This is a genomic window from Halorarius halobius (genome assembly GCF_024298865.1).
Taxonomy (GTDB): Archaea; Halobacteriota; Halobacteria; order Halobacteriales; family Haloarculaceae; genus Halorarius; species Halorarius halobius.
On the sequence record NZ_CP101161.1, the window covers coordinates 1389391 to 1413228 of the forward strand.

24 protein-coding genes are annotated in these 23838 nt (G+C 71.4%); 10 read left to right on the top strand and 14 right to left on the bottom strand.

The window, feature by feature from the left end:
* The gene (locus tag NL112_RS07395) at positions 1–996 is read left to right on the top strand and encodes an AbrB/MazE/SpoVT family DNA-binding domain-containing protein (protein WP_255152004.1); all 996 of its coding nucleotides are present in this window, start codon (positions 1–3) and stop codon (positions 994–996) included.
* Here NL112_RS07395 and NL112_RS07400 read toward each other — a convergent pair whose 3' ends face one another.
* Positions 997–1950 carry a hypothetical protein gene (locus NL112_RS07400; RefSeq protein ID WP_255152006.1) on the bottom strand — a complete coding sequence of 318 codons (954 nt, stop codon included), beginning with the start codon at positions 1948–1950 and terminating at the stop codon, positions 997–999.
* Between the two features lie 122 nt (positions 1951–2072).
* On the opposite strand from NL112_RS07400, the gene NL112_RS07405 reads away from it, so the two are divergent.
* From NL112_RS07405 to NL112_RS07415, 3 genes are all read left to right on the top strand, one after another.
* Positions 2073–3323 (top strand): M20 family metallopeptidase, encoded by a 1251-nt coding sequence (locus NL112_RS07405; protein WP_255152007.1) that lies wholly within the window; start codon positions 2073–2075, stop codon positions 3321–3323.
* A 66-nt stretch (positions 3324–3389) separates the two neighbouring features.
* A complete protein-coding gene (locus NL112_RS07410; RefSeq protein WP_255152008.1) occupies positions 3390–3737 on the top strand; it encodes a carboxymuconolactone decarboxylase family protein in 348 nt (115 codons plus the stop codon).
* Between the two features lie 88 nt (positions 3738–3825).
* Complete coding sequence (locus NL112_RS07415) at positions 3826–4152, top strand: DUF8000 family membrane protein (RefSeq protein ID WP_255152010.1); 327 nt, start codon at positions 3826–3828, stop codon at positions 4150–4152.
* Positions 4153–4209: 57 nt separating this feature from the next.
* On the opposite strand, the gene NL112_RS07420 is transcribed toward NL112_RS07415, so the two are convergent.
* The 4 genes from NL112_RS07420 to NL112_RS07435 all read right to left on the bottom strand — a co-directional run bounded on the left by NL112_RS07420 (position 4210) and on the right by NL112_RS07435 (position 8335).
* Positions 4210–4806, bottom strand: a complete 597-nt coding sequence (locus NL112_RS07420) for a DJ-1/PfpI family protein (RefSeq protein WP_255152011.1) — start codon at positions 4804–4806, stop codon at positions 4210–4212.
* A gap of 90 nt (positions 4807–4896) precedes the next feature.
* Positions 4897–5712 carry an ABC transporter permease gene (locus NL112_RS07425; RefSeq protein WP_255152012.1) on the bottom strand — a complete coding sequence of 272 codons (816 nt, stop codon included), beginning with the start codon at positions 5710–5712 and terminating at the stop codon, positions 4897–4899.
* Entirely contained in the window at positions 5709–6419 is a 711-nt protein-coding gene (locus NL112_RS07430) for an ATP-binding cassette domain-containing protein (RefSeq protein ID WP_255152014.1), read from the bottom strand. Before NL112_RS07430 ends, NL112_RS07425 begins: the two co-directional genes overlap by 4 nt.
* Complete coding sequence (locus NL112_RS07435; protein WP_255152015.1) at positions 6416–8335, bottom strand: NosD domain-containing protein; 1920 nt, start codon at positions 8333–8335, stop codon at positions 6416–6418. Before NL112_RS07435 ends, NL112_RS07430 begins: the two co-directional genes overlap by 4 nt.
* A gap of 150 nt (positions 8336–8485) precedes the next feature.
* Here NL112_RS07435 and NL112_RS07440 point away from each other — a divergent pair, with 150 nt between their 5' ends.
* Positions 8486–9064, top strand: a complete 579-nt coding sequence (locus NL112_RS07440; RefSeq protein ID WP_255152017.1) for a nitrous oxide reductase accessory protein NosL — start codon at positions 8486–8488, stop codon at positions 9062–9064.
* On the opposite strand, the gene NL112_RS07445 is transcribed toward NL112_RS07440, so the two are convergent.
* Positions 9061–10143, bottom strand: a complete 1083-nt coding sequence (locus NL112_RS07445; protein ID WP_255152018.1) for an SDR family oxidoreductase — start codon at positions 10141–10143, stop codon at positions 9061–9063. The genes NL112_RS07440 and NL112_RS07445 overlap by 4 nt on opposite strands.
* Positions 10144–10400: 257 nt before the next feature.
* On the opposite strand from NL112_RS07445, the gene NL112_RS07450 reads away from it, so the two are divergent.
* Positions 10401–10814: a Rieske (2Fe-2S) protein gene (locus tag NL112_RS07450; RefSeq protein ID WP_255152019.1), complete on the top strand. Its 414-nt coding sequence runs from the start codon at positions 10401–10403 to the stop codon at positions 10812–10814.
* A gap of 15 nt (positions 10815–10829) precedes the next feature.
* Here NL112_RS07450 and NL112_RS07455 read toward each other — a convergent pair whose 3' ends face one another.
* Positions 10830–12257 (bottom strand): alpha/beta hydrolase family protein, encoded by a 1428-nt coding sequence (locus NL112_RS07455; RefSeq protein ID WP_255152020.1) that lies wholly within the window; start codon positions 12255–12257, stop codon positions 10830–10832.
* Positions 12258–12361: 104 nt separating this feature from the next.
* On the opposite strand from NL112_RS07455, the gene NL112_RS07460 reads away from it, so the two are divergent.
* Positions 12362–14059: an ABC1 kinase family protein gene (locus tag NL112_RS07460; protein WP_255152021.1), complete on the top strand. Its 1698-nt coding sequence runs from the start codon at positions 12362–12364 to the stop codon at positions 14057–14059.
* Here the strand turns inward: NL112_RS07460 and NL112_RS07465 are convergent, their stop codons facing one another.
* The 4 genes from NL112_RS07465 to NL112_RS07480 all read right to left on the bottom strand — a co-directional run bounded on the left by NL112_RS07465 (position 14060) and on the right by NL112_RS07480 (position 17576).
* Positions 14060–14707 carry a helix-turn-helix domain-containing protein gene (locus tag NL112_RS07465; protein WP_255152022.1) on the bottom strand — a complete coding sequence of 216 codons (648 nt, stop codon included), beginning with the start codon at positions 14705–14707 and terminating at the stop codon, positions 14060–14062. It abuts the gene before it with no gap.
* A 91-nt stretch (positions 14708–14798) separates the two neighbouring features.
* Entirely contained in the window at positions 14799–15203 is a 405-nt protein-coding gene (locus tag NL112_RS07470; protein WP_255152586.1) for a CBS domain-containing protein, read from the bottom strand.
* A gap of 64 nt (positions 15204–15267) precedes the next feature.
* On the bottom strand, positions 15268–15585 hold the full coding sequence (locus tag NL112_RS07475) for a hypothetical protein (RefSeq protein WP_255152023.1): 318 nt from the start codon (positions 15583–15585) through the stop codon (positions 15268–15270).
* 53 nt (positions 15586–15638) lie between these two features.
* Positions 15639–17576 (bottom strand): aldehyde ferredoxin oxidoreductase family protein, encoded by a 1938-nt coding sequence (locus tag NL112_RS07480; protein WP_255152024.1) that lies wholly within the window; start codon positions 17574–17576, stop codon positions 15639–15641.
* A gap of 222 nt (positions 17577–17798) precedes the next feature.
* On the opposite strand from NL112_RS07480, the gene NL112_RS07485 reads away from it, so the two are divergent.
* The 3 genes from NL112_RS07485 (at position 17799) to NL112_RS07495 (ending at position 21115) form a co-directional block, all read left to right on the top strand.
* The gene (locus NL112_RS07485) at positions 17799–18050 is read left to right on the top strand and encodes a TFIIB-type zinc ribbon-containing protein (protein WP_255152025.1); all 252 of its coding nucleotides are present in this window, start codon (positions 17799–17801) and stop codon (positions 18048–18050) included.
* Between the two features lie 192 nt (positions 18051–18242).
* A complete protein-coding gene (locus tag NL112_RS07490; protein WP_255152026.1) occupies positions 18243–20579 on the top strand; it encodes an MEDS domain-containing protein in 2337 nt (778 codons plus the stop codon).
* A gap of 197 nt (positions 20580–20776) precedes the next feature.
* A complete protein-coding gene (locus NL112_RS07495; protein WP_255152027.1) occupies positions 20777–21115 on the top strand; it encodes an ArsR/SmtB family transcription factor in 339 nt (112 codons plus the stop codon).
* 10 nt (positions 21116–21125) lie between these two features.
* On the opposite strand, the gene NL112_RS07500 is transcribed toward NL112_RS07495, so the two are convergent.
* Genes NL112_RS07500 through NL112_RS07510 form a run of 3 tightly spaced genes read right to left on the bottom strand, consistent with a single transcriptional unit; the run spans position 21126 to position 23819 of the window.
* Entirely contained in the window at positions 21126–22301 is a 1176-nt protein-coding gene (locus NL112_RS07500; protein WP_255152028.1) for a superantigen-like protein SSL4, read from the bottom strand.
* A gap of 28 nt (positions 22302–22329) precedes the next feature.
* A complete protein-coding gene (locus NL112_RS07505; RefSeq protein ID WP_255152029.1) occupies positions 22330–22863 on the bottom strand; it encodes a signal peptidase I in 534 nt (177 codons plus the stop codon).
* A complete protein-coding gene (locus NL112_RS07510) occupies positions 22863–23819 on the bottom strand; it encodes a SipW-dependent-type signal peptide-containing protein (protein ID WP_255152030.1) in 957 nt (318 codons plus the stop codon). The genes NL112_RS07505 and NL112_RS07510 overlap by 1 nt, the downstream gene beginning before the upstream one ends.
* Positions 23820–23838: the final 19 nt, after the last annotated feature.

Genomic DNA, 23838 nt, shown 5'->3' on the forward strand with positions numbered 1-23838 from the left:
ATGGAGACCCGGAAGCTCCAGATGGTCGGCGGCGGCACCTACACGGTCTCCATCCCGAAGGAGTGGGCGACGAACCAGTCGCTGGAGGCGGGCACGCCCGTCCACCTCTACCGGCACCGCGATGGCTCCATCGTCGTCCGGAGCGCCCGCAAGGAGGGCGAACGGCTCGACGCCGCTCGCGTCGCCGTCGACACCGACTCGCCGGCCGTCGTCGGGCGGACGATACGGGCGGCCCACGCCGCCGGCTTCGAGACGATACGGCTGGTCCGGGAGTCGGGGTTCACCGACGCCCAGCGACGCGCCGCCCGCGAGGCCGCGCGGGGACTCGTGGGTGCCGACGCCAGCGTCGCCGCCGCCGAACTCGTCGTCCGGACGATGCTCGACGCCAGCGATGTCTCCGTCCGGCAGTCGGTCGACCAGTTGCGGTTCCTCGCTTGCTCGCTCCACCGGGACGCGCTGGCCGCGTTCCTCGAGGCCGACGGCGGCGCCGGTGACCGGCTGGCGGACCGCGCCGCGGAGGCGCGGCGGCTCTCCGGGATGGTGACCCGCCACTGCAACCGCGCGCTCGTCTCATTCGAGGAGGTCGACCGGTTGGGTACCTCCCGCCCGGAACTGTTCGACGCCCGCGTCGCCGCCCGACAACTGGAACGGGTCGCACGGCAGGGTCGCCGGGTCGCCACGCTCGCGGCCCGCGTGGGCGACCCGCCCGACGACGACACGGCGACGGCCCTCGGCGACGCGGGGGAGGCGGCGCTGGGCGTCGTCGACGACGCCGTCGCCGCCCTGTTGCACGACGCCGACGCGGCGGCGGCCCACGCGGCGCTGGACCGCCGCGACGCGACGGTCGACCGGCTCGACGCCGTGGAGGCGACGCTGTTCGAGACGCGATCGGTCGCGGCCGCGGGCGTCGTCGACGCGCTCCGTGCGACCGCGCGAGCGGGCGGCGGCGTCGCGGAGGCGGCCGTCGGTGCCTCGCTCCGCGACGACCGGCTCTGACTACCCGGCGTCGCGTATCGCCGCCCGGTGGGGTCGAACCTCGGTGTGGACCGCGCCCCAGTCGACCGGCGGCTCCGCGCCCGACAGCACCGCGTCGACGGGGTCGAGATGGTGCTCGAACCGGTCGTGCCAGCCGTCGTCGTCGACCGACTCGAGCCGGCCGTCGAGAGCGTCGAGCCGGTCGGCCATCCGCTCGGCGTCGCGGTCGAGCTCCGACAGGCGGCGCTCGGCGTCGACGCCGCCGGGCCACGTCCGAAGGTCGTCGAGTTCCGCCCGGATGTCGGCCACCAGCAGAGCGGTCACGCCGCGGGCGACAGTCGCGTCGGCCCACTCGACGGCGGCGTCGCTGGCCACGTTGCCGGCCTCGAGGTCGGCGGCGCGCGCCTCGAGGTCGTCGACCGACTCCGTGACCGACTCGAGGTCGGCCGCGACGGCGTCGAGCCGGCTCTCCTCGTCGGTCAGCCACGTCTCGAACTCCTCTATCTCGAGTTGGAGGTCGTCGGCGGCGCGCTGGAGGCCGTTCGCCCGCTCGGTCAGCTCGCGGACGCGCTCGGCCGTCTCGTACAGCGACCCCTCGCGGGCGTCCAGTGCCGACTGGAGGTCCGCGCCGAGGTCGTCGACGCGCGCCTCCAGATTGTCGACCCGCGTCCCGAAGGCGTCGAGGCGCGCGGCCACGGTGTCGACGTCAGCGACCGGGGCGGCCGTCTCGTGGGCGTCAGCGAGCGCGTCGCCCGCGAGTTCCACCCGCGTCTCCGGCGTGGCGACCACCTTCGAGAGGTGGGCGAATGCGTCCTCGACGGCCGCGTCGGTGACGACGCCCTCCTCGGCGACGTACTCCAGCGCCGAACGGACCGCCTCCCGGTCGCGAGACGGGTCGGCTGCGACCACCTGCTCGACGGCCGCGTCGAGCGCCATCCCGTCGAGGTCGCCGGGTCCCTCGTCCGCCGTGTTCATGTGGTCGGCTCTTGCTCGGCCGGGGCCGTAACCCTTCCGGGGTCGGGCGCTCGCGGGTCGCCGATGTCCGTCAGGTGCCCACGCGCCGAACGCTTACGCCCGGCGCTGGCGTACCGTCGACCATGCCCCCCGTCCCCGAGTCGGTGCGCGAGGCGGTGCCCGACGCCGAGGCCGTCGCCGGCCTCGCTGTCGAGTTGCTCGCGGCCGACTCGCAGAACCCGCCGGGCGACACCCGCGCGGCGGCCGACCGCGTCGCGGCCGAACTCGACGCGCTCGGACTCGACGTCGAGCGGTACGCCGTCGACCCGGCGAAGCCGAACCTGCTGGCGACGCTCCCCGGCGAGACGGACCGCACCCTCTGCTACAACGGTCACCTCGACACCGTCACCTACGACGCCGCCGACTGGGCACACGACCCGCTCGGCGAACGGGACGGCGACCGGCTGTACGGCCGGGGCGCGACCGACATGAAGGGGCCGCTGGCGGCGATGCTGGCGGCGGCCCGGGCGTTCGTCGAGTCGGACACGACGCCGCCGGTGACGCTCCGGCTCGCGTTCGTCAGCGACGAGGAGACGGGCGGTGCCGCCGGGGTGACGGCGCTCGTGGACGCTGGCCGCATCGACGCGGACGGCTGTGTCATCGGCGAGACGACCTGCTCGCAGGGGCGCCACTCGGTCACCGTCGCCGACCGCGGGAGCATCTGGCTCACGCTGGCGGCGACCGGCGAGGCGGCCCACGGCTCGCGGCCGATGCTCGGCACCAACGCCATCGACCGCCTGTACGCGGGCATCGAGCGGGTCCGCGAGGAGTTCGGTCGCCGCCCGCTCGACGTCGACCCCGCCCTGGAGCCAATCATCGAGGAGTCGGTCGCCTACTACGCGCCGACGCTCGGGGCCGACGCCACGCGCGAACTGTTCGCGTACCCGACCATCAACCTCGGCACCGTCGAGGGCGGCGAGGGGGTGAACACGGTGCCGGCGTCGGCACGTGCCCGCCTCGACGTCCGCCTGACCGCGGGCGTCGACACCCGGGTGGTGCTCGCTGACCTCCACGACTGTGCCCGCTCCTGTGAGGGCATCGAGGTGACCGACGTCTCGTGGAGTCGCGGGTCGTACGAACCGGTCGACGGCCCGCTCGTGACCGCCGCGACGGCGGCCGCGGAGGCGGTCACCGGCGACCGCATCTACCGGCGGAGCGCGACCGGCGGCGGCGACGCGAAGACGCTCCGGCACGCCGGCATCCCGACCGTCGAGTTCGGCCTCGGCACCGACACCGCCCACGCCGTCGACGAGTACACCACCCTCGACGCGCTGGCGGGCAACGCTCAGGTGTACGCACGCCTCCCCTACGAGTTCGCCGCCGCGGGCGACTGAGCGCCGAGTCCCGGCCCGTGGGACTCGCCGGGCGCGTTGATCTGCTCGCCCGTCGTAGCTCCGGCCATGTCGAAGACACGACAGCTATCGACGTTCAGACAGTCGATGTCCGACCTGCTCGAGGAGGCGCCCGAACTCCGCGAATTCGCCGGCTTCATCGAGTCCGCGGAGGCGACCGACAGCATCGACCACCGGACGAAGGAACTGATGGCGCTGGCCATCTCCGTCGTCGTTCGGTGCGACCACTGCATCCTCTGGCACACCGACGCCGCCCTCGAAGCGGGCGCGAGCCACGAGGAGGTGGTCGACGCGCTCACGGTGGCCGTCGTGATGGGCGGCGGCCCCGCGATGACGTACGCCGTCGACGCCTACGAGACGTTCCGGGCGCTGGAAGCCGAGCGGGACGCACAGTAGCTGAGTCGCCCGGACGGCGCCGGCCGAGCCCGGTATCCGCCCCGGTCGAAAACTGTTATCCGGCCGTCGACCGTTCGGCCGACACGGGATGGACCGCAGTTTCGAGATATCGGGCCGGTCGCTCCTCTACGTCTTCTACGCCGTCTCGCTGGCCGTGCTCGTGCCGCTCCTGTCGATGGTGGTGTTCCCGATTGAGGGGCTCGGCGACGCCGCGCTGGCGGCGCTGTTCGCGGTTCTACTCGGTGCCGGGGTCGTCCGCGCGTGGCGGACCCGGACCGACAGGGAGCCGGAGCATCTCGGCACGGCCGGAGACGTCGCGTACGACCCTATCGCCGACCCCGGGCAGGCGGCCAAACATAGTTGGGAGAAGGCCGTCCGTCGCCTGCCGGGTCGAGGGGACGACGAAGAGGACTGAGCGGTCGGCTCGCGGGACGCGTCCGTCACGCGAAGAAAGCGGACCGAGCGCGGGGGCTCAGTCGTCGGCCGCGGCCGCCGCCGGGCCGTGTTCGATGTCGGTGCCGAGCACGTCGAGGAACGCCGCCAGCCACTCGGCGTGGTCTGGCCACGCCGGCCCGGTGACGAGGTTGCGGTCGGTCGTCACCTCGTCGGCCCACGAACAGCCCGCGGCCTCGACCTCGGCGCGCACCGCCGGATACGCGGTCATCTCGTAGCCGTCGAGCACGCCCGCCGCCGCGAGTATCTGCGGGCCGTGACACAGCGCCGCTACCGGCTTGTCCGCCTCGAAGAAGTGCCGAACGGCGTCGATCACCGAGTCGTACGTCCGCAGGTACTCGGGGGCGCGCCCACCGGGAACGACGAGGGCGTCGTACTCCGCCGGGTCGACGTCCTCGATGGCCGCGTCGACGGTGAAGTCGTGGCCGCGCTCCTCGAGGTACGTCTGGTCGCCACGGAAGTCGTGGATGGCCGTCTTCACCGTCTCGCCCTCGCCTTTCTCGGGGGCGGCGGCGGTCACCTCGTGGCCCACCATCTCCAGCGCCTGATACGGGACCATGACCTCGTAGTCCTCGACGAAGTCGCCGACTATCTCCAGGATTTTCTTGCCAGTCATATTCTCACACCCATCACGGACGTACGACGGCCGTGCGGTTAGCGTTTGTGCTGGAGCGCCGACAGCAGGCTGGTCGGCACTCTGTCGGGTTCAGCGGGGGTCGCTCCACCGGAGCAGTAGTGCCGCGAGCGCCGGTGGGGCGACCAGCCACGCGAGGAGACCGACCCCGTACAGCCACGCCGGGACGCCGGTGACGGCGCCGCCCTGGACTGCGCCGACGACCGATTCGAGCACCAGCCCTCGGTAGGCGCTGGCGGGGCTGAACGCGACCAGCGGACCGAGTGCGCCCCCGGAGATGGTGCCGCTGCCGACCCCTGCGACGAGCGCGAGGTCGAGGCCGACGACGAGCAGGCCGCCGGCGACCAGCGCCAGCGCCAGCGCGCTCCGCGAGGAGCGGGCGACGACCGAGACGAGCAGCGCCATCCCCAGCGCGACCAGCGCCAGAACCGCCGTCAGGAACGTGAACCGGACGAACAGCACGACGGAGTCGGCGCCGCCGTGGGCCGCGATGACGTCCGTCTTCGTGCCGCCCACGACCGTCACGAGCAGCAGCACGGCGACGAGCGACCCGACGACGGCGACGACGAGCGCCGCCGCCCGTCCGAGATAGACGCCCGCGAGGTAGGTCCCCCGGGAGATGGGAAACGTCCGGAGCATGTCGAGTTCGCCCCGGTCCTCGTCGCCCCGGACCGCGCGGTAGCCGACGGCGAAGGCGAGCGCCGGCACCAGCAGTTCGACGGGCGTGACGAGCGCCAGCGCCGTCGGGACGTAGCCGGCCGCGCCGGCGACCCAGGTCAGTCCGAGCAGGCCGAGCGTGACCGCCGCCGCGAGCACGAGATACGTCCGGGTGTGGAGGACGGTCGCCACCTCGCGGCGGACGAGCGCGGCGACGGCGGCGGCGGTCACGCCTCCTCACCCCCGTCGACGGCGGCCGTCGGCTCGGGTACCTCGAACAGCGCCGCCAGCGGGTCGTCGGCGGTCCGGTCGAGTTCCGGTTCGGTGACGGCCCCGTCCTGGACGGCGAGCACGCGGTCGGTCCGCGTGACGCTGCGGTCGTCGTGGGTCGCGAGCAGGACCGCCGTGCCGTCGGCCGTCAGGTCGTCGACCACGTCGAACACGTGGGCGGACATCACCGGGTCGAGGTCGCTCGTCGGTTCGTCGAGCACGACCAGCGGCGGGTCGCCCAGCAGGGCGACGGCGATGCCGAGAAGGCGGCGCATCCCTCCCGACAGCGCCTCGACGCGCCGGTCGGCAGCGCCGAGGCCCCCGTCCTCGCTGCCGAGGCCGACCCGCGCGAGCGCGGCGTCGGGGTCGGGCGGGTCGGGCAGCAGGTCCGCGTACGTCTCGACGGTCTCGCGGGCGGTGAAGCCGGCCCGGAACCGCGGGTTCTGCGGCAGGTAGCCGACCGTGCGGGGTGCGTCGCCGGCGACCGAGACGGTGCCGGTCGACCGCTGGATGCCGGCGACGGCACGCAGCAGCGTCGACTTGCCGGAGCCGTTCGGGCCGACGAGCGCGACGGCCGACCCCGCCTCGACGCTGAACGACACGTCGGCGAACACCTCGAACTCGCCGAACGCGACCCGCAGGTCCGCGACGCTGAGGGCGTCGCTCACGCCGGGACACCCCCGGTCGCGTTGCGGTAGCTCGCCACCCGCTCCGGGTCGACGGGGCGGGCGAGCGGCGCGGTGTCGACGACGCCCGTCTCGCCGAGGCCGGGGACGACCGCCCGGACGACACGGACGCCGGCCAGCGCCGGCGAGTGCGCCAGCGTGCGGGCGCCGGCCGCCCGGTCGACGCGGCCGTCGACGGCGCCGGTGGCCCGGAAGCTCCGGTCGAGGACGCCGTCGCCGTTCCGGTCGAGTCCCGGCGCGTTCGCCCAGTAGTTGCCCCGCCCCTCGTGGGTCCACACGCGCAGGGGGCCGAGCCGCGCGGCTGCGTGGCGGTCGTTGTCGACGAAGTCGTTTCCGACGACGTAGTTGGTCGGGAGCAGCGACCCCGCGCCCATCCCCACCTCGTTGTCGGCGACGAGGTTGCCGGTGTAGCGGCTCCTGACGGAGGCGGAACCGATGCCCTCGCGGTTGTTCACGACGACGTTGTCGGCGACGAAGCTCTCGGCGCCGTCGACGGAGATGCCGTAGCCGCTCTCGCGCACGTCGTTGCCGACGAGCGCGTTCCCCTCGACGCGGGTCATCACGACGAGGCCGATGCTGTCGTCGCGGGCCGTGTTGTTCGCCAAGAGCGCGTCGTTGGTGTACATGAGGTGGACGCCGAACCGCTGGGACGACATGTGGCTGTCGCGGACGACGATGCCGTCCGCGAGGTGGGTGTAGACGCCGTCGCGGCCGCCGACGAACGTCGAGTCCTGGACGACGAGCCGCGAGCGCATCGCCATCACGCCCATGAACCCGTCGGTCCACTCGTCGCTCCCGCGGACGGTGAGGTTCTCGACGACCGAGCCGTCGGCGTCCCGCGCGAGCACGCCGTCGGCGGGCGTCCGCACGTATACGTCCCGGACGTACGAGTCGGGCGCGTCCACGAGCGCGACGCCGGCGTCGCCGTAGCCGTAGCCGATCTGGACCCGGTAGTCCCAGTCGGAGGCGTTCGCGGAGACGTTCGCGGGGTCGGGCGAGCCGACGGGGCCGACGCCCGAGACGGCGAGGTCGGCGACGGCCACCCGTCCGGTCGTCGCCCGGACGACCGTCCCGTTGCCGGGGCCGACGACGTGGGTGTCGTTGCCAGCGCCCCGCAGCGTCAGCGGCTTGTCGACGGTGACGGGGCCGGCGTAGGTGCCCGGCGGGAGTCGGACGGTGGTGTTGGGCGGGGCCGCCGCGATAGCCGCCGCCAGCGTCGGCGCGTCCTCGCCGACGGTGACGGACACCGGGCGGTCGAGCAGCGGCCGCGCGGCGGCCACGCGCTCGTCGGCCCAGGCCGTCCGGGTGCGGACGTCGGCCCGGAACGACGCCTCGGTCAGCCGCTCGGCCGACCGGGTGCGGTCCCTGACGGTCGCCCAGTCGACCACCTCGCCGCCGTACTCGTCGGCGAACGCGCGGGCGGTCCCGGGGTCGGCGAAGGGAACGACGGCGGCGCCGGCGGGCGTCCGGGCGCGGCTGTCGACGACGTAGACGGCGTCGGGTGCGCGCACCCAGCCGGGGTCCGACCCCGGGGCGGAAGCGACGGCGAGCGTCCCGTCGGCCTGCAGGTGGACGCCTGTCCCGGTGTAGTCGCTGACGTAGACGGCGAGCGGCCGGCCGAGCTGGCGTTCGGTCGCCGGGTCGGCGAGGCTGGCGGTCAGTTCGGTCACGCCGTGGTAGCCGACGACGTAGCGGTACTGCGCGTAGAACACCTCCGCTCGCGGGATGGAGGCGTTCGTGTCCCGGACCTGCTGGACGGCGGTGTCGGTCAGCCCGGTCGTGATGGTGTCCCGGAACGGCACCGGCTCGTAGCCGCCGGTGCCCGCACCGACGAGCATCGCGCTCCCGGTGAGCGCGAGCAACAGCGCCGCCGTCCCGAGCGCGTAGCTAGCGCGCATCGGTCCGAACTGTGGAACTGGCTGTCGACATCAGTAGCACCCGATACGTGAGAAGGCGCCCCGTCGACGTAAGCCGTTCCCGTCGGTTCTCAGTCGATGGGATTGTGCGACGGGCACAAGACGGTCAGGAGCCTACTCGAACGCGGACCCATGTGCGACCACACCCACGACCTCCCGCTCTCGCGGCGGCGGGTGCTCGCCGCCGGCGCGACGCTCGCGGTCGGTGCCACCGCCGGCTGTTCCGGGCTGACTGACGACGGCGGGACCCCCGCCGCCGTCGCCGTCGGGAGCGACTGGGGCTGTGACCAGTGTGGAATGGTCATCTCCCAGCACCCCGGGCCGAACGGCGAGGTGTTCTTCGAGTCGAACAGCCCGGAGGGACACGACAACCCCGCGCGGTTCGACGCGCTGAAGAGCTGTCTGTTCCCGTATCTCCGGGCCCGAGAGCGCGAGGGCTGGACAGCGGCGGCCGTCTATGTCACTGACTACAGCGCCGTCGACTACGAGATACGCGATGCGGGTGACCCAACCATCAGTTCACACACCGACGCGGCGTCGTTCGCCGACGCGAGGGAACTGTGGTACGTCGTCGAGAGTGACCTCCGTGGGGCGATGGGGAGGGACTTCGTCCCGTTCTCGTCGAAGGCCGACGCCGAGTCGGCCGCCGCTGAGTACGGTGGCCGCGTCGTCGCCTACGACGACATCGGGCCGGCGCTGCTGGGCGACTAGTTCATCCCTTCGTCGTCGATGTCGGGGTTGTCGAGGTAGAACTCGACCATGTTCTCGACGTAGTCGTCGAACCGGGGCAACTCGACGGGCGAGTCCGCGAGGTCCGCCCGCGTGTTCGAGGGGTCGAACGTCGCGGGCCACGTCTGGTAGTGGAGGCCGCCGGACTTCAGCAGGTCGGCGTCGGGCGTCAGCGACGCCATCAGCCCCTCGACGATACCCTTCGGATACGGGACGACGACGGTGCGATTCTTGTCGAGCACCTCGCCGAACCGCTTGATGACGTCGACCGTCGAGGGCGGGTCCGGGTCGACGAGGTGGTACGTCTTCCCCTCGCTGTCGTCGATGTCCGAGAGGTACGCGATGGCGTCGACGATGAAGTCGCGGGGTGCAAGCTGGAACTCCGCGTCGCTCGCGCCGCGTGGCGCGGGCACGACGGCGTTGTTCCCCTGGTCGGTCAGGGCGTCGAGGAACGCGTACGGGCCGTCGTACTTCTGTGTCTCGCCCGTCTCGCTGTCGCCGACGACCGGTGCGGGCCGGTAGATGGTCGTCGGCACCGCGTCCATCCGCTGGCGGACCAGCACCTCCGCCATGTGTTTGGTCGTCTCGTAGTAGTTGGCGAACTTCTGTCCCTCCTGGAGCATCGCCTCCGTGAACTCCCCCTCGTAGGTGCCGGCGACCACGACCGACGAGACGTACTGGAACCGGTCGACGTCGGCCCCCTCGGCGAAATCGAGCATGTGGCGGGTGCCCTCGATGTTCACCTGCTTGCCGGGCTCGCGGTCCATCGTCAACTCGTAGATGGCCGCGAGGTGGAACACCTCGACGGTGTCGGCCTGCAGGTCGTCGTAGGCGTCGCCGAGCCCCAGCTCCGGGTCGGTGATGTCGCCCTCGACGAGGTCGATGCGCCCCTCGGCGTCGTGGTCGGCCGCGACCTCTTCGGCCCGCCGCTCGGCCTCGTCGCGGAACTTCGACTGGACGAGACACGTCACCGTCGTCTCCTCGTCGGAGCGGTCGAGGACGCGCCCGACGAGCGCCGACCCGAGGAACCCCGGGAACCCGGTGAAGAACACTGTCGACATGGACCGAGAGGCACCGGCGCGGCAGGTATAGGTTTCGCCTCGGGTTACAGGCCACGGGTCGATGCGGTACGTTTATTTCCGGAGTTGTCATCTACTCCGTCGGGGCTCCGCCCCTTCGGCCCGTGGAGCGAGGGCACACCCGACGAAGTCGGGAGTGCCATCGTAGCCCGACGAAGTCGGGAACCGCGGGCCGGTCCCACGCCCCCGAGCGGTAGCTACGTCGAAAACGCCACGGGGGTTCGGGTTCTCGCGCCGGTATGGAACGGATAGCGACGGTCGAGGACGTGCCCGACCACGGCTCGTACCTGTTCACCGTCACGGAGCCCAGCGGCCGGAAGGAGGAGGTCATCCTCGTCCACGCCGCCGACGGCATCGCCGCCTGGAAGAACTTCTGCATGCACGAACCCGACCAGCGACTCGACACCGGGCTGGAGGGGGGCGCGGCGATGCGAAGCGGCGAGATAATCTGCCCCCGCCACGGCTCGATGTTCGACGCCGAGACGGGCTACTGTGACAACGGCGACGCGAAGGGGCAGACGCTCGTCGAGGTGGACGTGACGGTCCGGCACGGCGACGTGTTCCTCACCGACGACGCCGTCGAGTTCGCCCACGACGGCGGCATCGATGACGACGACGGGATGCCCGACTCGACGTCGCACATCGGGTTCTGACCCGGGACGCCGGGGTCAGGCCACGTCGCCCCGGACGTCCGCGACGCGATGTTCCGTCCCCTGCCGGTCGGGAAACGCCCGCGACGACTTGTAGTAGAAGGAAAGGCGGTTGCGGAACCGCTCGTCGGCCAGCAGGCGCTCGTCGGCGTCGTGGTAGCCCGGCTCGTCGGGTGCTTTCAGCCAGCGGTCGAGCCACGCCAGCGAGTAGTGGTCCGCGAGGGCGTTGCCCGCGTCCCACGAGGTGGCGGGGAACGTCGGTATCCGGCTCCACTCGTAGTGGGTACCGCCCCGGACGACGAGCTGGTAGGTCGGCACCTCGGCTTCGACCCACCGGAGGTAGCCCTGCCGCTTCTCGTCGGGGTCGGGCGGCCGCTCCTTCGGCTTCGGCGACAGGAAGTAGTCGGCCGACTGGCCCATCGTCGGCACCCGCGGCTCCACCTCGCGGGTGGGGGCTATCTCCTGACCGAGTTCGTCGACGAGGCCGCCGTAGCGGTAGGGGTTGGTGTCCTCGACGCTCCCGAGGTTGTCCCACGCGACGGCCGCACCCACGGGGTTCGCGTCGAGCGCGCCCGGCCAGGGGTCCAGTCCCTGCACGACGCTGGCGCCGATAGCGCCCGCCGAGTGGCCGACGATGCCGACGCGGTCGGGGTCGACGAGTTCGTACAGGGGGTTGTAGCGTCTCACGGGTGCGGGCACGTCCGTCCGGCCTGCCGTGTGCGGATACGGCTCGTCGGGCGTCGACAGCAGGAAGTCGACGGCGTCGACCTGGTTCGCCACGAACACCGAGGCGTCGACGTTCGTGCCGGGGTCGCCGTTCCCCGCGAGCGTGTCGGAGCGACCCTGCCCCCGAGGGTCGTAGGTGAGGACGACGTAGCCCGCCTCGACGAGCGTCGCCGCGAACCACCAGTAGGCGGTCTGTGGCGCCTGCACCGACCCGTTCGTGACGACGACGGCCGGGCGCGGATGCCGGGCGTCGGCGTCGTCCGGCGCCCAGACGTAGCCCGCGAGCCGTGCCCCCTCCCGGTCGTGGAAGACGACCCGCTCGCGGACCGCCCGCTCGTAGACCGGGTGGCCGTCGTAGTCGTCGCCCGCCGGATACAGATACGGGTCGCCGGTACACTGCTCGGCGTACTGCGCACAGAGGTTCCCCTCGCTGTGCCAGCCCGGTTCCGTCCGCGTCCGGCCGAGGTACGCCTCCAGGTTGGCGGCGCTCTGTGTCTGCCAGCGGCGCTGGAACGCGGGGTCGCTCGCCTGCTCCCGTGGCGCCTGTCGCACCCTCGCGTAGTTGCGCGTCTCGCGTTCGAACCACGCGGGCGACGGGTAGGCGGGGTCGTCGTTCGCGTCGTCGCCCGCCTCGTCGCCGCTTGCGGGGGCGACCAGCCCCAGTCCCGCCGCGCTCGCGCCGGCGGCCCGCAGGAGTCGGCGTCGCGTCGGCTCGTCCATGCAGGTGGCTGTCGCTTCCGGCGGAAGGCTCTGTAGCCGAACTCTGCCGGCCGTTTATGTCCGCGAGGGCAACGCCCTTGGGTTGCGGCCGCGTACCGAGAGGCGTGGCACGCACCGGTAGCGAGGTGGAGACGGTCGAGCCGAACAGGTGGCGGACCGTCGTCCGGTTCGTCGCCGTCGTGCGGGCGTTCCTCCCGCTGGTCGTCGCGTACGCCAGGGACCGCAACCGCTTTCTCCTCGTTGGCCGGTCCCGGCAGGTCGACGAGGAGACGACCCGCGAGCGAGCCCGCTATCTCCGCGAGACGCTCGTCCGTCTGGGGCCGACGTTCATCAAGGTGGGCCAGATACTCTCGACGCGGCCCGACGTAGTCGGCCCCGCCTACATCGAGGAGTTGTCCCAGCTACAGGACCGGGTGCCGCCGGCCGACTGGGAGGAGATACGCCCCGTCGTCGAGGCCGAACTCGGGCCCGTCGACGAGGTGTACGACGAGTTCGACACCGAGCCGATAAGCGGCGCGTCGCTCGGGCAGGTCTATACTGCTGTCGCGGACGGCGAGCGGGTCGCGGTGAAGGTGTTGCGGCCGAACATCCGGGAGCGGGTGGAGACCGACCTCGTGGTCGTCCGCACGCTGTTGCCGGTGCTGGTTCGGTTCGCCCCCCGTGGGCAGGCGTTCACGCTCCGCAACCTCGCCGAGGAGTTCACCGCGACCCTCCGTGGCGAGATGGACTACGACCACGAGGCGCGCCTGCTCGAAGCGGTCCGCGCGAACTTCCGGGACGACCCGGCCGTGCGGATGCCCGCCGTCCGCTCGGCGTACTCGACCGACCGGGTGCTGACGATGGAGTACGTCGAGGGGACGAAGATAACCGACGTCGACGACCTGGAGGCGATGGGGCTCGACCGCACCGAACTGGTCGAGACGCTGACGGAGACGTACTTCCAGATGATAGTCGAGGACGGCACCTTCCACGCCGACCCTCACCCCGGCAATCTCGCCGTCCAGCCCGACGGAACGGTCGTGTTCTACGACTTCGGCGTCGTCGGCACGCTCGGCCCCGACCGCCGCGAACAGATAGTCGAGATGTATCTGGGGCTCGCGGCCGACGACACCGACCGCGTCATCGACGCGTTCGTCCGGATGGGCGCGCTCGACCCCGCGGCCGACCGCGACCTCATCCGCGAGGTGTTCGATTTGGTGTTCGAGCAGTTGCGCGGCCGCCAGTTCGAGCGCGCGGAGATACAGGCGTACGTCCGGGAGTTCCAGGGCGCGATGCAGGAAGTGCCGTTCCGCCTGCCCCAGGACCTCGCGCTCATCGTCCGCGTCTCGACGGTGCTGGAGGGGGTGACCCGGACGCTCGACCCCGACTACGACTTCATCGAGGCCGTCACCGAGTACGTCGAACGCGAGGGGTACCGGGAAGCAGGCGGCGCCGTCTCCGCCGAGATAGAGGCGCAAGCGACGGCCGCCGCCGAGGGACTGTTCGAGGTGCCGCCGGCACTCGAGCGGATACTCGACGCTACCCAGCGCGGCGACGGCGTGCTCGTCGCGGCGTTCCGGGCGAACCCGGCCGTGCTCACGACGTTCGCGTGGCGCATGCTGCTGGCGCTGTTCGCGGGGCTCGGCATCACGGCGACGACGGCGCTGTACGTGCTCGGGCTCCCGACCGCGGCGCTGGGGACCGCTGGAGGGTCGGCCGTCGTCGTGCTCGCGCTCGCGTACTCGTTCCGGTCGCGCTCGAACCGGGGCGTCCGGCAGTCGGCGCGGATGGCCCAGCGGAGCCTCGGCGAGCGCCGCCGGTAGTCACTCCCCGACGGCGTGGGCGAACAGGCTGGCCTCGGCCTCGCGCAGGCGTCGCTCCGTCGCCTCCGGTTGCGCGTCGACGCTCGCGGCTACCTCCTCGACGCTCGCGGTCCGCGGGCTATCGTAGTAGCCGGTCCGGAGCGCCGCCTCGACGGCCGCGTAGTGGGCCGGCGTCAGGCCCGACTCGTCGACCGGGTCGACGGAGACACGGAGGCCGTCCTGGAGGCGGTCGGCGGCGCCGCGGACCCGGGGTTCGGCGCCGACGACGTCGAGTTCCAGACTCCCCCCTTCGGCCGGCTCGAGCGGCGGCTCGACCACCACGTCCGTCTCTCGGCGGAGCCGGAGCATCCGCTCGACGACCGGCGTCGGCTCTATCCACGCAAACAGGAGCCAGCCGTCCGCGAGCGGCGACAGGGTGTACGACACCACGCCGTCGGCGTCGGCCGCGACCCGCTCGATGCGGTCGCCCGGTCCGGTCAACTCGGCCAGCGTGATGACCGTCCCGTCACCGAGTTCGCGGACGCCGTGGAACGCCTCTTGGCGGACGCCGGGCTCGTCGCGCAACGCCCGGTCGAGCGGGTGGAGCCACCCCCGCGTGGGTGTAACCGTGACACGAAGCCGTCGCGGCCGGGCCAGAGCGGTCCCCATGTAAGGTTGATATCATGTACCACAGCAAGACGCTTCTGCCGTCTATACTCCCCTCTTTTAGACACTCCGCGGCCCGGAACGAGGCGGGAAATCAGAGCGGGGCGGGCGTTTCGACGTCAGCGAGATACGCCGCCAGGTCGGCGGTCGTCACCATCCCGATGACGCCCTCGGTGTCGTCGACGATGGGCATGTGGTGGACGCTCGCTTCGACCATCGTGTCGGCCACCTCCCGGATGGAGTCCTGCGCGTTCGCGGTGGTGAGGTCCGTGCTCATGTACTCGGCGACGGGCGTGTTGTCCTTGGGTTTCCGCTCGGCGACGATGCGGACGAAGTCCGTCGTGGTCAGGATGCCCTCCAAGTGACCGCTGTCGTCGACGACCACCACGGAGCCGATGTCGTGGTCGAGCATCTCGCCTGCGGCCGTCTCGACGAGCGTGTCGGGCGAGACGGTGTGCAGGTCCGAGGTCATGACGCGTGCCGCGAAGATGTCGTCCATGTACCGCGTCATCTGTCATCATCGTACAAAACACACACGGCCGTGTCAATCCGTGCCGAGGTCGTCAGGGGTCGGGGTCCTGCACCTCGACGAGTTCGGCGTGCTCGACGTACTCGGTGTCGCCGCCGGTCCGAATTTGGATGGTCTGTCCCGGGAGGTCGTCGTCGCTCGACTCGTGGGGGAGCGAGACGGCCGTCACGTCCTCGAACTCGCGGGGCCGGCGCTGGAGGCGCGTGCCGTCACGTTCGACGACCTCCCACTCGTCGAGTTCGAGTTCGTCCACCTCGAAGTACGTCTCCGTGTCGTGGTCGACCGAATCGCCCGTGCCCGTCCGCTTGTTGCCAGCGTCGTCCGTCCGGTACTCGTGGAGATACACCAGCATACACGTTGACACGCATCACGAACGGAAATGACTGGGGGAGTATCGCCGAGTCGTCAGTCGTCGGCGGGGGCCGCCGAATCGCCGCTGGAGACGCCGGTCCCCGGACCGACGTCGATGTCGAGGTCGTCGAGCTTCTCGTCGGGGACGACGCCGTCGACCCAGCCGCGCACCTCGTAGTACTCCTCTTTCATCTGGTCGAGTTCCGCGAGTTCACCGTCGCTGGCGCCCTGGCCGGGCATGGCGTTGTCGCCCTCGACGAACCGGCTCGGGAGGCTGTCGTCGCTTCCGTCGAAGCCAGCGAGGTTGTTGTAGTAGCGTTCGAGGTTCCAGATGCGCTCGCCCGCGGTCATCAGTTCCTCCTCGCCGACGTCGAGGCCGGTCATCCCGTTGTACTGGAGGACGTACTCCTCGACGCCCTCGGCGAAGGCGTTGAACTTGCAGATGTCGAACGAGTCGGAGATGGCGTGCATGTCCTGGAACGTCGCCGCGAGTTCGCCCTTCCCCTCCCAGGCGTAGGGGTCGACCTTCTCGGGGATGCCGAGGATTTCGGCGGCCGGGGTGTAGGCTCGCAGGTGGCACGCACCGCGGTTCGAGGTGGCGTATGCGATGGCCATCCCCTTCATACAGCGGGGGTCGTAGGCGGCCATCGACTGGCCCTTGACGGCCAGCGAGTTGTCGTGGGCGTCGAACTCCTCGGCCATGTGGTCGGGCCCCTCGCCGAGCTGGGTGGCCAACTCGCCCTCGCGGTTGGCTATCTTCGTCAGCATCTCTATCATCTCCTCGGAGTCGCCCCAGTCGATGCCCTCGCCGAGGCCGTCGAGTTTCCCCTCCTCGGTCATCTCCATCGCCATCGCGAGGATGTTGCCGCCGTCGATGGTGTCGATGCCGTGGTCGTTACACCGCTGGATCATCACCGCGATCTCGTCGCGGTCGGTGTGGCCCGAGTTCGGTCCCAGCGCCCACGCCGACTCGTACTCGTAGGACTCGGTGCGGACGTTCAGCTCCTCGCCCTTGTGCATCACGTCGACCTCGACCTCCTTCTTGCAGGCGACCGGACAGGAGTGACAGGTCGGCTCGTCGACGAGGATGTTCTCGCGGACGTTCTCGCCGGACACCTTCTCGGAGTCGTACTCGTCGTCGCCGTAGCCGCCGTCGCGGGCGTCCTTCGTCGAAGTGAACTTCGCGTTGCGCGCCGGCAGACCCGACATCTCCTCGGTGGCGTTCATCAGGACGTTCGTCCCGTACAGCGAGAGGCCGCCCTCGTTGGGCGCGGTCACCTCCGACTCCTGGATGACCTCCATCGCCTGCTTGTGGCCCTTCTGGAACGTCTCGGGGTCGGCGGGCTTCTGCATCTTCGTCGTCGACTTCACGACGACCGCCTTGAGGTTCTTCGAACCCATCACACAGCCGGTGCCGCCACGGCCCGACGCGCGGTCGTCCTCGTTGACGATGCAGGCGTACTTGACGCCGTTCTCGCCGGCCTCGCCGATGGCCATCGTCGAGAGGTTCTTCCCGTACGCGCCGTCGAGTTCCTCCTCGATGTCGTCCATCGTCTGGTGGACGCCCTGGCCCCACAGGTGGGAGGCGTCGCGCAGCTCCACCTCGCCGTCCTCGACGACGGCGTAGACGGGGTCGTCGGCCTTCCCCTCGAACAGCAGGCCGTCGAAGCCGGCCCATTTCAGCCGCGCGCCCGACCAGCCGCCGTGGTGGCTGTCGGTGACGGTGCCCGTCAGCGGCGACTTCGTGCAGATGGCGATGCGGCCGGACATCGTCACCTGCGTCCCCGTCAGCGGGCCGTTCATGAACGCGAGCAGGTTCTCCGGCCCCATCGGGTCCACGTCCGGCCCCTGGTCGAACACGTACTTCACGCCGAGCCCGCGTGCGCCGATGTACTTCTTCGCGTCCTCGTCGTCGACGCTCTCGTACTGTACCTCGCCCGAAGAGAGGTCGACCCTCCCGACGTGGTCGTGGAACCCGCCTAGATCTGTCATAGTTACGTGCAACATTTACTACGGCCCAAACTCTGTTAGATGTTGTCTAGGGATGGAAACTGGATTCGGTTACATCAGGGGACACACCGGCCCGCCGCGTGCCCCTCTGTGGGTTCGAGCGGCCCGGAAGGGCTTCCAGAGGATGGATTTCAATACCATTCGATGGTTACAGATGGTTTCTGTCCCCGAAAGATTATCCGTCGGCGGCCCCTACGACGTGGCATGGCTCGGTCATCCCGCCCCTCCAAGGCCGTGCTGTTCTGTCCGGACTGTGGGCACCGGAGCGGCGTCGACGGCGACTGGACGGTCAGCCGACGGCACGGCGCCGCCGAGTTCGTCTGCCCGGTCTGTGGTGCCGTCATCGAACGGCGGCCCGCGTTCGCCGAGCGGTCCTCGCGGACGCTGGCCTCGACGGTCGGCCGCTCGCTCGCCGTCGCCGCCCGGACCGTCAGCGCGCCGCTCCGCCTGCTCTGAACGCGGCTCCGGAGCCGCCCGGCCGAGCGCCCGCTCCGCCCGGTGCGGTTCCGAGAATACATTCATCGTCCGCTTCGACTTGATAAAGGAGTACGCTTTTCACCGCGACGTGTCTTCCCCGAGACGACGGAACCGACGGGGGGAACTGCCGAGGTGCCCGTTCACCGCGTCGACCGTGGTCACCGAACGCCCATGGCCAGCCACCACGCGTCGCACGACCACTCGACGCTCATCTACGAGTCGCACGCGGAGCTTCTCGACTCCGTGGTTTCGTTCGTCCAGGAGGGGCTGGCCGCGAACTGGAAATGCGTCTTCGTCGGCGACGAGGAGACGCGGGCGTCGGTCCTCGAGGCGCTGGCGGAGGCGGGCGTCGACGTCGACGCCGAGCGTGCCGACGGACGCCTCTCGCTCCGCCCACCGGCGGAGATGTATCTCGACGGCGGGACGTTCGACACCGACCGGACGATGGCGAGTATCGAGCGCGCCGTCGAGGAGGCGCTGGCCGACGGCTACGACGGGCTCAGCTTCGTCGGCGAGCAGTCGTGGCTCCGCGACCACGACATCGATTTCGACGCGTGGGCGGCCTACGAGCGGGCGGTGAACGACCTCGTCGAGGAGCGCCCGATCGACGGCGTCTGCATCTACGACCGGTCGGCGTTCCCGGCGGAGTTCCTCTCGGAGACGCTGTCTGCACACACCGGCGTCCTCGACGGGCCCGAGCCAGCGCGCAACCCCTTCTATCGCCCGTCGACCGGCGGCCACGAGTCGTCGCTCGACCGGAAGCTGGGGATGGTGTCGGCCCACCGCGACGCCGAGCGTGCGGCGGTCGAGCACCGCGACCACCTCCGGACGCTCGACCGGGCGATACGGCGACTGAACGACGCCGGCCCGGCCGAGACGCTCCAGAGCGCCACCGACACCGTCACCACGGCGTTCGACGCCCACGTCGCCGCCGTCTGGACGTACGACGAGACCGACGCGAGACTCGAACTCGTCGCCGACTCCTGCTCGCTGGCGTCGTTCGACCCCGGCGCGCTCGACGGCGCGCTCGACGGCGCGCTCGACGACGCGCTCTGGGAGGCGTTCACCGAACGGGCTGTGGTGCCGTTCGAGCGGGCCGTCCCCTCCCCGCCCGAGGACGGGACGCCGCTCCAGGGGGTCGCGCTCCCGCTCAGCAGTCAGGGCGTGCTGGTGGCGGCGGCCCCGCCGCCGTGGGACGTCGCCGGCGCCGAGATGCACGCCCTGCGTGCGGTTGCCGGCGTGACAGAGGCCGCGCTCACCCGCCACGCGTACGAGGACCGACTGGAACAGCGCACGGCCGAACTCCGGCGCCGCGACGAACGGCTCGCTCGCCTCGAACGCCTCACCGAACTGTTCGAACGCCTGACTGCGGTGCTGGTCGAGGGGTCGACGCCGGCCGAGATGCGCCGGGGCGTCTGCGAGGAGGTGGCCGCCACCGACGGCGTCGCGTTCGCGTGGATCGGCGCCATCGACGCCACCACGGGGGCGCTCGACCACGTCTACACCGCGGGCGCGCCCGACGGCTACTACGACGAGGTGGTGCCGGACGGCGAGTGGGCCGGCGGGGAGCCGACGCTCCGGGCGGCGGCGACCGGCGACCACCAGTTCGAACCCGACATCCGGGAGGACGCGCCCGAACACCCGTGGCAACAGGAGGCGCTCCGGCGGGGCGTCCAGTCGGCCGTCAGCCTCGCGCTGGCGTACGACGGCGAACTCCACGGCGTGTTGTCGCTGTACGTCTCGGAGTCGGGCACCGTCACGGAGACGACCCGTGCGGCGCTCGAACGCATCGCCCGGCTGGTCGGTCACGGCATCCACAGCGCCGAGCGGAAGCGGGCGCTGGTCGGGCGCCGGGTCGCCGAGGTCGAACTGCGGATACCCAGCGAGCAGGTCGCGTTCGTCCGCGAGTTCGAGCCCGACGACTGCCGGTTCGAACTCGAGCGGCTCGTGCCCGCGGGGGCGGGCTCGTTCGAGATGTACGCGACCATCGGCGCCCCGCCCGAGCGGGTCCGTCAGCTCGAGGACCGGGCGCGTTCCGTCGACGACGTACGGCTGGTGACCGAACGCGACGGCGCCTACCTCTACGAGTGTACGGTCAACGACAGCGCCTCGCTCACCACGCTCGTCGACCACAACGTCGTCCCGCGGTCGATGGCGGTCGACGGCGACGCGACGCGGCTCACGCTCGAGGTGCCTGCCGGAGACGCCGGGGGGGAACTCACGGAGTTGCTCGACGCCGAGTACCCCGGTGCCGAACTGCTCGCCAAGCAACGCCGCGACCGGGACGCCAGACCCGACGTGGGGTTCCGCGAGGACCTGGAGACCGCGCTCACCGACCGGCAGTGGGCGGCGCTCCAGACGGCCCACCACGCCGGCTACTTCGAGTGGCCCCGCGACAGCTCGGCCGAGGAGCTCGCCGAGATGCTCGGCGTCTCGCGGCCGACCGCCAGCCGCCACCTGCGCGAGGCGCTTCGGCGGCTCCTCGTCGAGCTGTTCGAGACGATGTGATGGGGCTGGCGGCGGCGGGGAACATGCCCCGGTGAACGTATGCACAGCCGGTGAGCGCCGACCTTTCCGTATGTAGCAACAACGCCCTTGGCTCGAATGCCGGACAGTAGTCGTATGAACGGGGGACTGTGTCGAGACGGAACCGAACTGGATTGTGCCGCCACCGCGTCGGGTCGCGTCGGTCGGGGTGGGCGACCGTGAACCACGAGTGGACGCCCGACGACCCGTTCGACGTCCTCGCTGACGAGACCGCCCGGCAGATACTCGCGTCGACCAGGGCGTCGCCGCGGTCGGCCCGGGAACTGGCCGACCGGTGTGACGGCTGTCTCTCCGGCATCTACCGTCGGGTCGAGGTGCTGACGGAGTACGACTTGCTCGACGAGGAGACGCGCATCGACCCGGACGGCCACCACCACAGCATCTACGCCTGTCGCGTCGACGCGCTCGAGGTGTCGCTGTGGAACGAGGAGATACGCGTCGCCACACCCGACACCACCTACACCGAGCGGCACCCGCCGGCCGAGGGACCGTCGTAGCCCCACTGCGTCACTCCCGGATGCCGAACGCGAGGTCGACCGTCAGCTGGTCGGTCTGGATTTCGTTGCCGGCGTCGGGGTCGACCCGGTACTCGATGCGGAGCGAGACGGTCTCCCCGGGGGCGAGCGTCGTGAGCGGCACGCTCCCGTCCGTGAGGTCCTCGAGTTCGCGGAACGCCGACCGGGTTCCGAACACGTAGCGGTGGTCGCCGTCCGCCGTCACGACTGCGATGCGGAGCTCCAGTTCGCCGTGTAGCTCGCCGTTGCCGACGCCGGGGTCGCCGCCCGAGTCGTCGACGGCGGCCTCCGCCTCGTTGGCGATGCCGTTCTCCAGCGACCGGTAGCTCGCGGCGACGCCGACACTCCCCGTCTCGGAGCCGGTGTTCGTGACCCGAACCGAACTGGTGAACGCCGAGCCGGGCTTCACGTGGGACCGCCGGACCGTCGTGCCGCTCCCGTCGTCCGTCGGGGTGGCCGACCCACCGAGCCGGACCCCCACGTCGACGCCCCCGGACGGCGGGGATGGTTCGTCGTGGACCGCGACGGTGACGTTGCGCGTCCGGGTGCGGCGCGCCCGCTCGACCCCCTCGTCGAACAGCACGGCCGTGACCGCCACCGCCAGCCGGTGCCGGGCGGTCGTCCCGTCGCCGTGGGCGTCGACGCCGCCGGTCCGGTTCGCCGTCGCGTACGTCAGCGACCGGTCGACGACCGCCCCGAGGTCGACCGGTGTCCCGCGGGTCGTCGTCGCCGTGACGACCCGACTCCAGCCGTCGCCCGGCACCCACGTCCGGACGACGACGACGGCGCTGTCGGCGGAGCCGTGCCACGAGAGGCGGCCGCCGAACTCCCCGCGAAGAGCCCCGACCTCGCCGGTCGCCGAGCGGACGGTGAGCGTCTCCGGCACCGACACCGACAGCGTCGGGTCGAGGCGTCGGGCGTCGGGGGACGGCGTGGTCGCCGGAGTGTCGGCCGGCGCTCCGGGGGTCGCAGTCGCCGGCGTCCCGGCCCCCGGCGTCGGCGTCGCGGCCGTCGGTCCGGTCGCCGTCGGCGCCGGCACGTCAACCGACGGGGGGTCGCCCGGAACGAGCGCGGAGTCGTCGCCGGCCCGCTCCAGCGACGCGACCGTCCCGAGACAAAGCCCGAACACGAGCACCGCGAGAAGTAGCCGTCGGCGCCGTCGGGCCATCAGCGGCTCCCTCCGCGCCCGCCGTGTCTCACGCCGCGTCCCCCTCCGTCAGCTCCCGGTACAGCGACCATATCTCGGTCGCCACCAGCGCCACACCGGGAAGTACGACCAGCGTCAGGATGCCGACCGTCGACCCCGCGAACCGCACCGCGTGGCCGACGTGCGGGAGGACGACCCAGACGCGGCCGACGAGCGCCGACTCCTCGACCACGTAGTCGTCGGGCGCCTCGTTGGCGTCGCCCTTCGTCCGGTAGACGACCTCGCCGTCGACCCGTTCGACGGCGACGACTCGGTGGGAGACCCGCCGCACGTCCGACCCGTCGGCCGCCGGCGACCGGTAGGTGATGACGTCGCCGGGCGAGACGTCACCGGGCGCGACGGAGCGCACGACGACCACGTCGCCGGACGAGAACGCCGGCTCCATGCTGTCCGAGAGGACGACGTAGCTCGCCTCCGCGCCGACGACCGACGGGACGGCGACCACGGCGACGACCGCAAGCACCGCCAGCATCGCCACGGCGAGCAGATGCCGGCCGGCACTCCCGGCTCGGTCGGCGTCCATCAGTGGACCCCCACGGCGGGTTCGCTCACCGAGATTGGGTTCTCGGCGCTGTCTTCGATGCGCTTGGGCGTGCTCTTCCCGTCGAGTTTCTCGATGTACTCCAAGTAGCCGTTCGGGTCGACGAACACGATTTCGAGCGAGCCGTCGCCGTCGACGTCGCGGCCGGCCACCGACGTCTTCTTGGCGGTCGACCCGGGGGTCAACGACACCCGCGTCCCGTCCGGTTCGAAGACGGCGACCTGTCCGCTCCCCCCGATGTGGGGGACCCGCGGCCCGGCCGGTATCCGTATCGGCGCGCCGACGCCGTACTGGTTGTTCGCCCCGAAGCCGCCTATCTTGTGTTCGGTGTTCCTCGCAGGCTTGAGGTAGCGGGCGACCGCCGAGCCGTCGACGTAGACGAGTTCGTCGGTGCCGTCGGAGTCGATGTCGACGACGCCCAGCACCGCCTTCGCGCCGTTGCCGAGGCTGGCCACCTGCGTCGGTGACGATTCGCCCGGCGCGACCCGGTAGATGGCCGGCGGGTCGGTGTAGAAGACGGACTGCGGGCTCCCGTCCCAGCGTCCGGTTGCGACGATGGACTTCGACGAGCGGGGTGTCGTGGCGCCGGTGTTCAGGGTCCGGCGGGTGCCCGCGTCGTCGACGAGGCCGAGCTCGCCGCCGCCGGTGGTGTACGGGATCTCCGACTCGCCGGCGAACGCGTCGGTGGGGGGGCCGGCGACGGTCGCCCCCGAGACGCCGAACGTCTCGGTCCCCGCCTCGTCGCGTGCGACCGCGAGTTTCCCGTCGCCGAACGCGACCTTCTCTATCCACGTCCCCGCCTCGAACGAGCCGTCGGTGGTCGCGGTGTCGGTGAACGCCGCCGTGGTGCCGGCGCCGGCGATGCCGCTCGCGCCGGCCACGCCGGCGACGCCCGCGAGCAGTTCGCGGCGGGAGAGCTCTGCTCCGGCCGGTCTCATATGGACATCCCGTGGAACC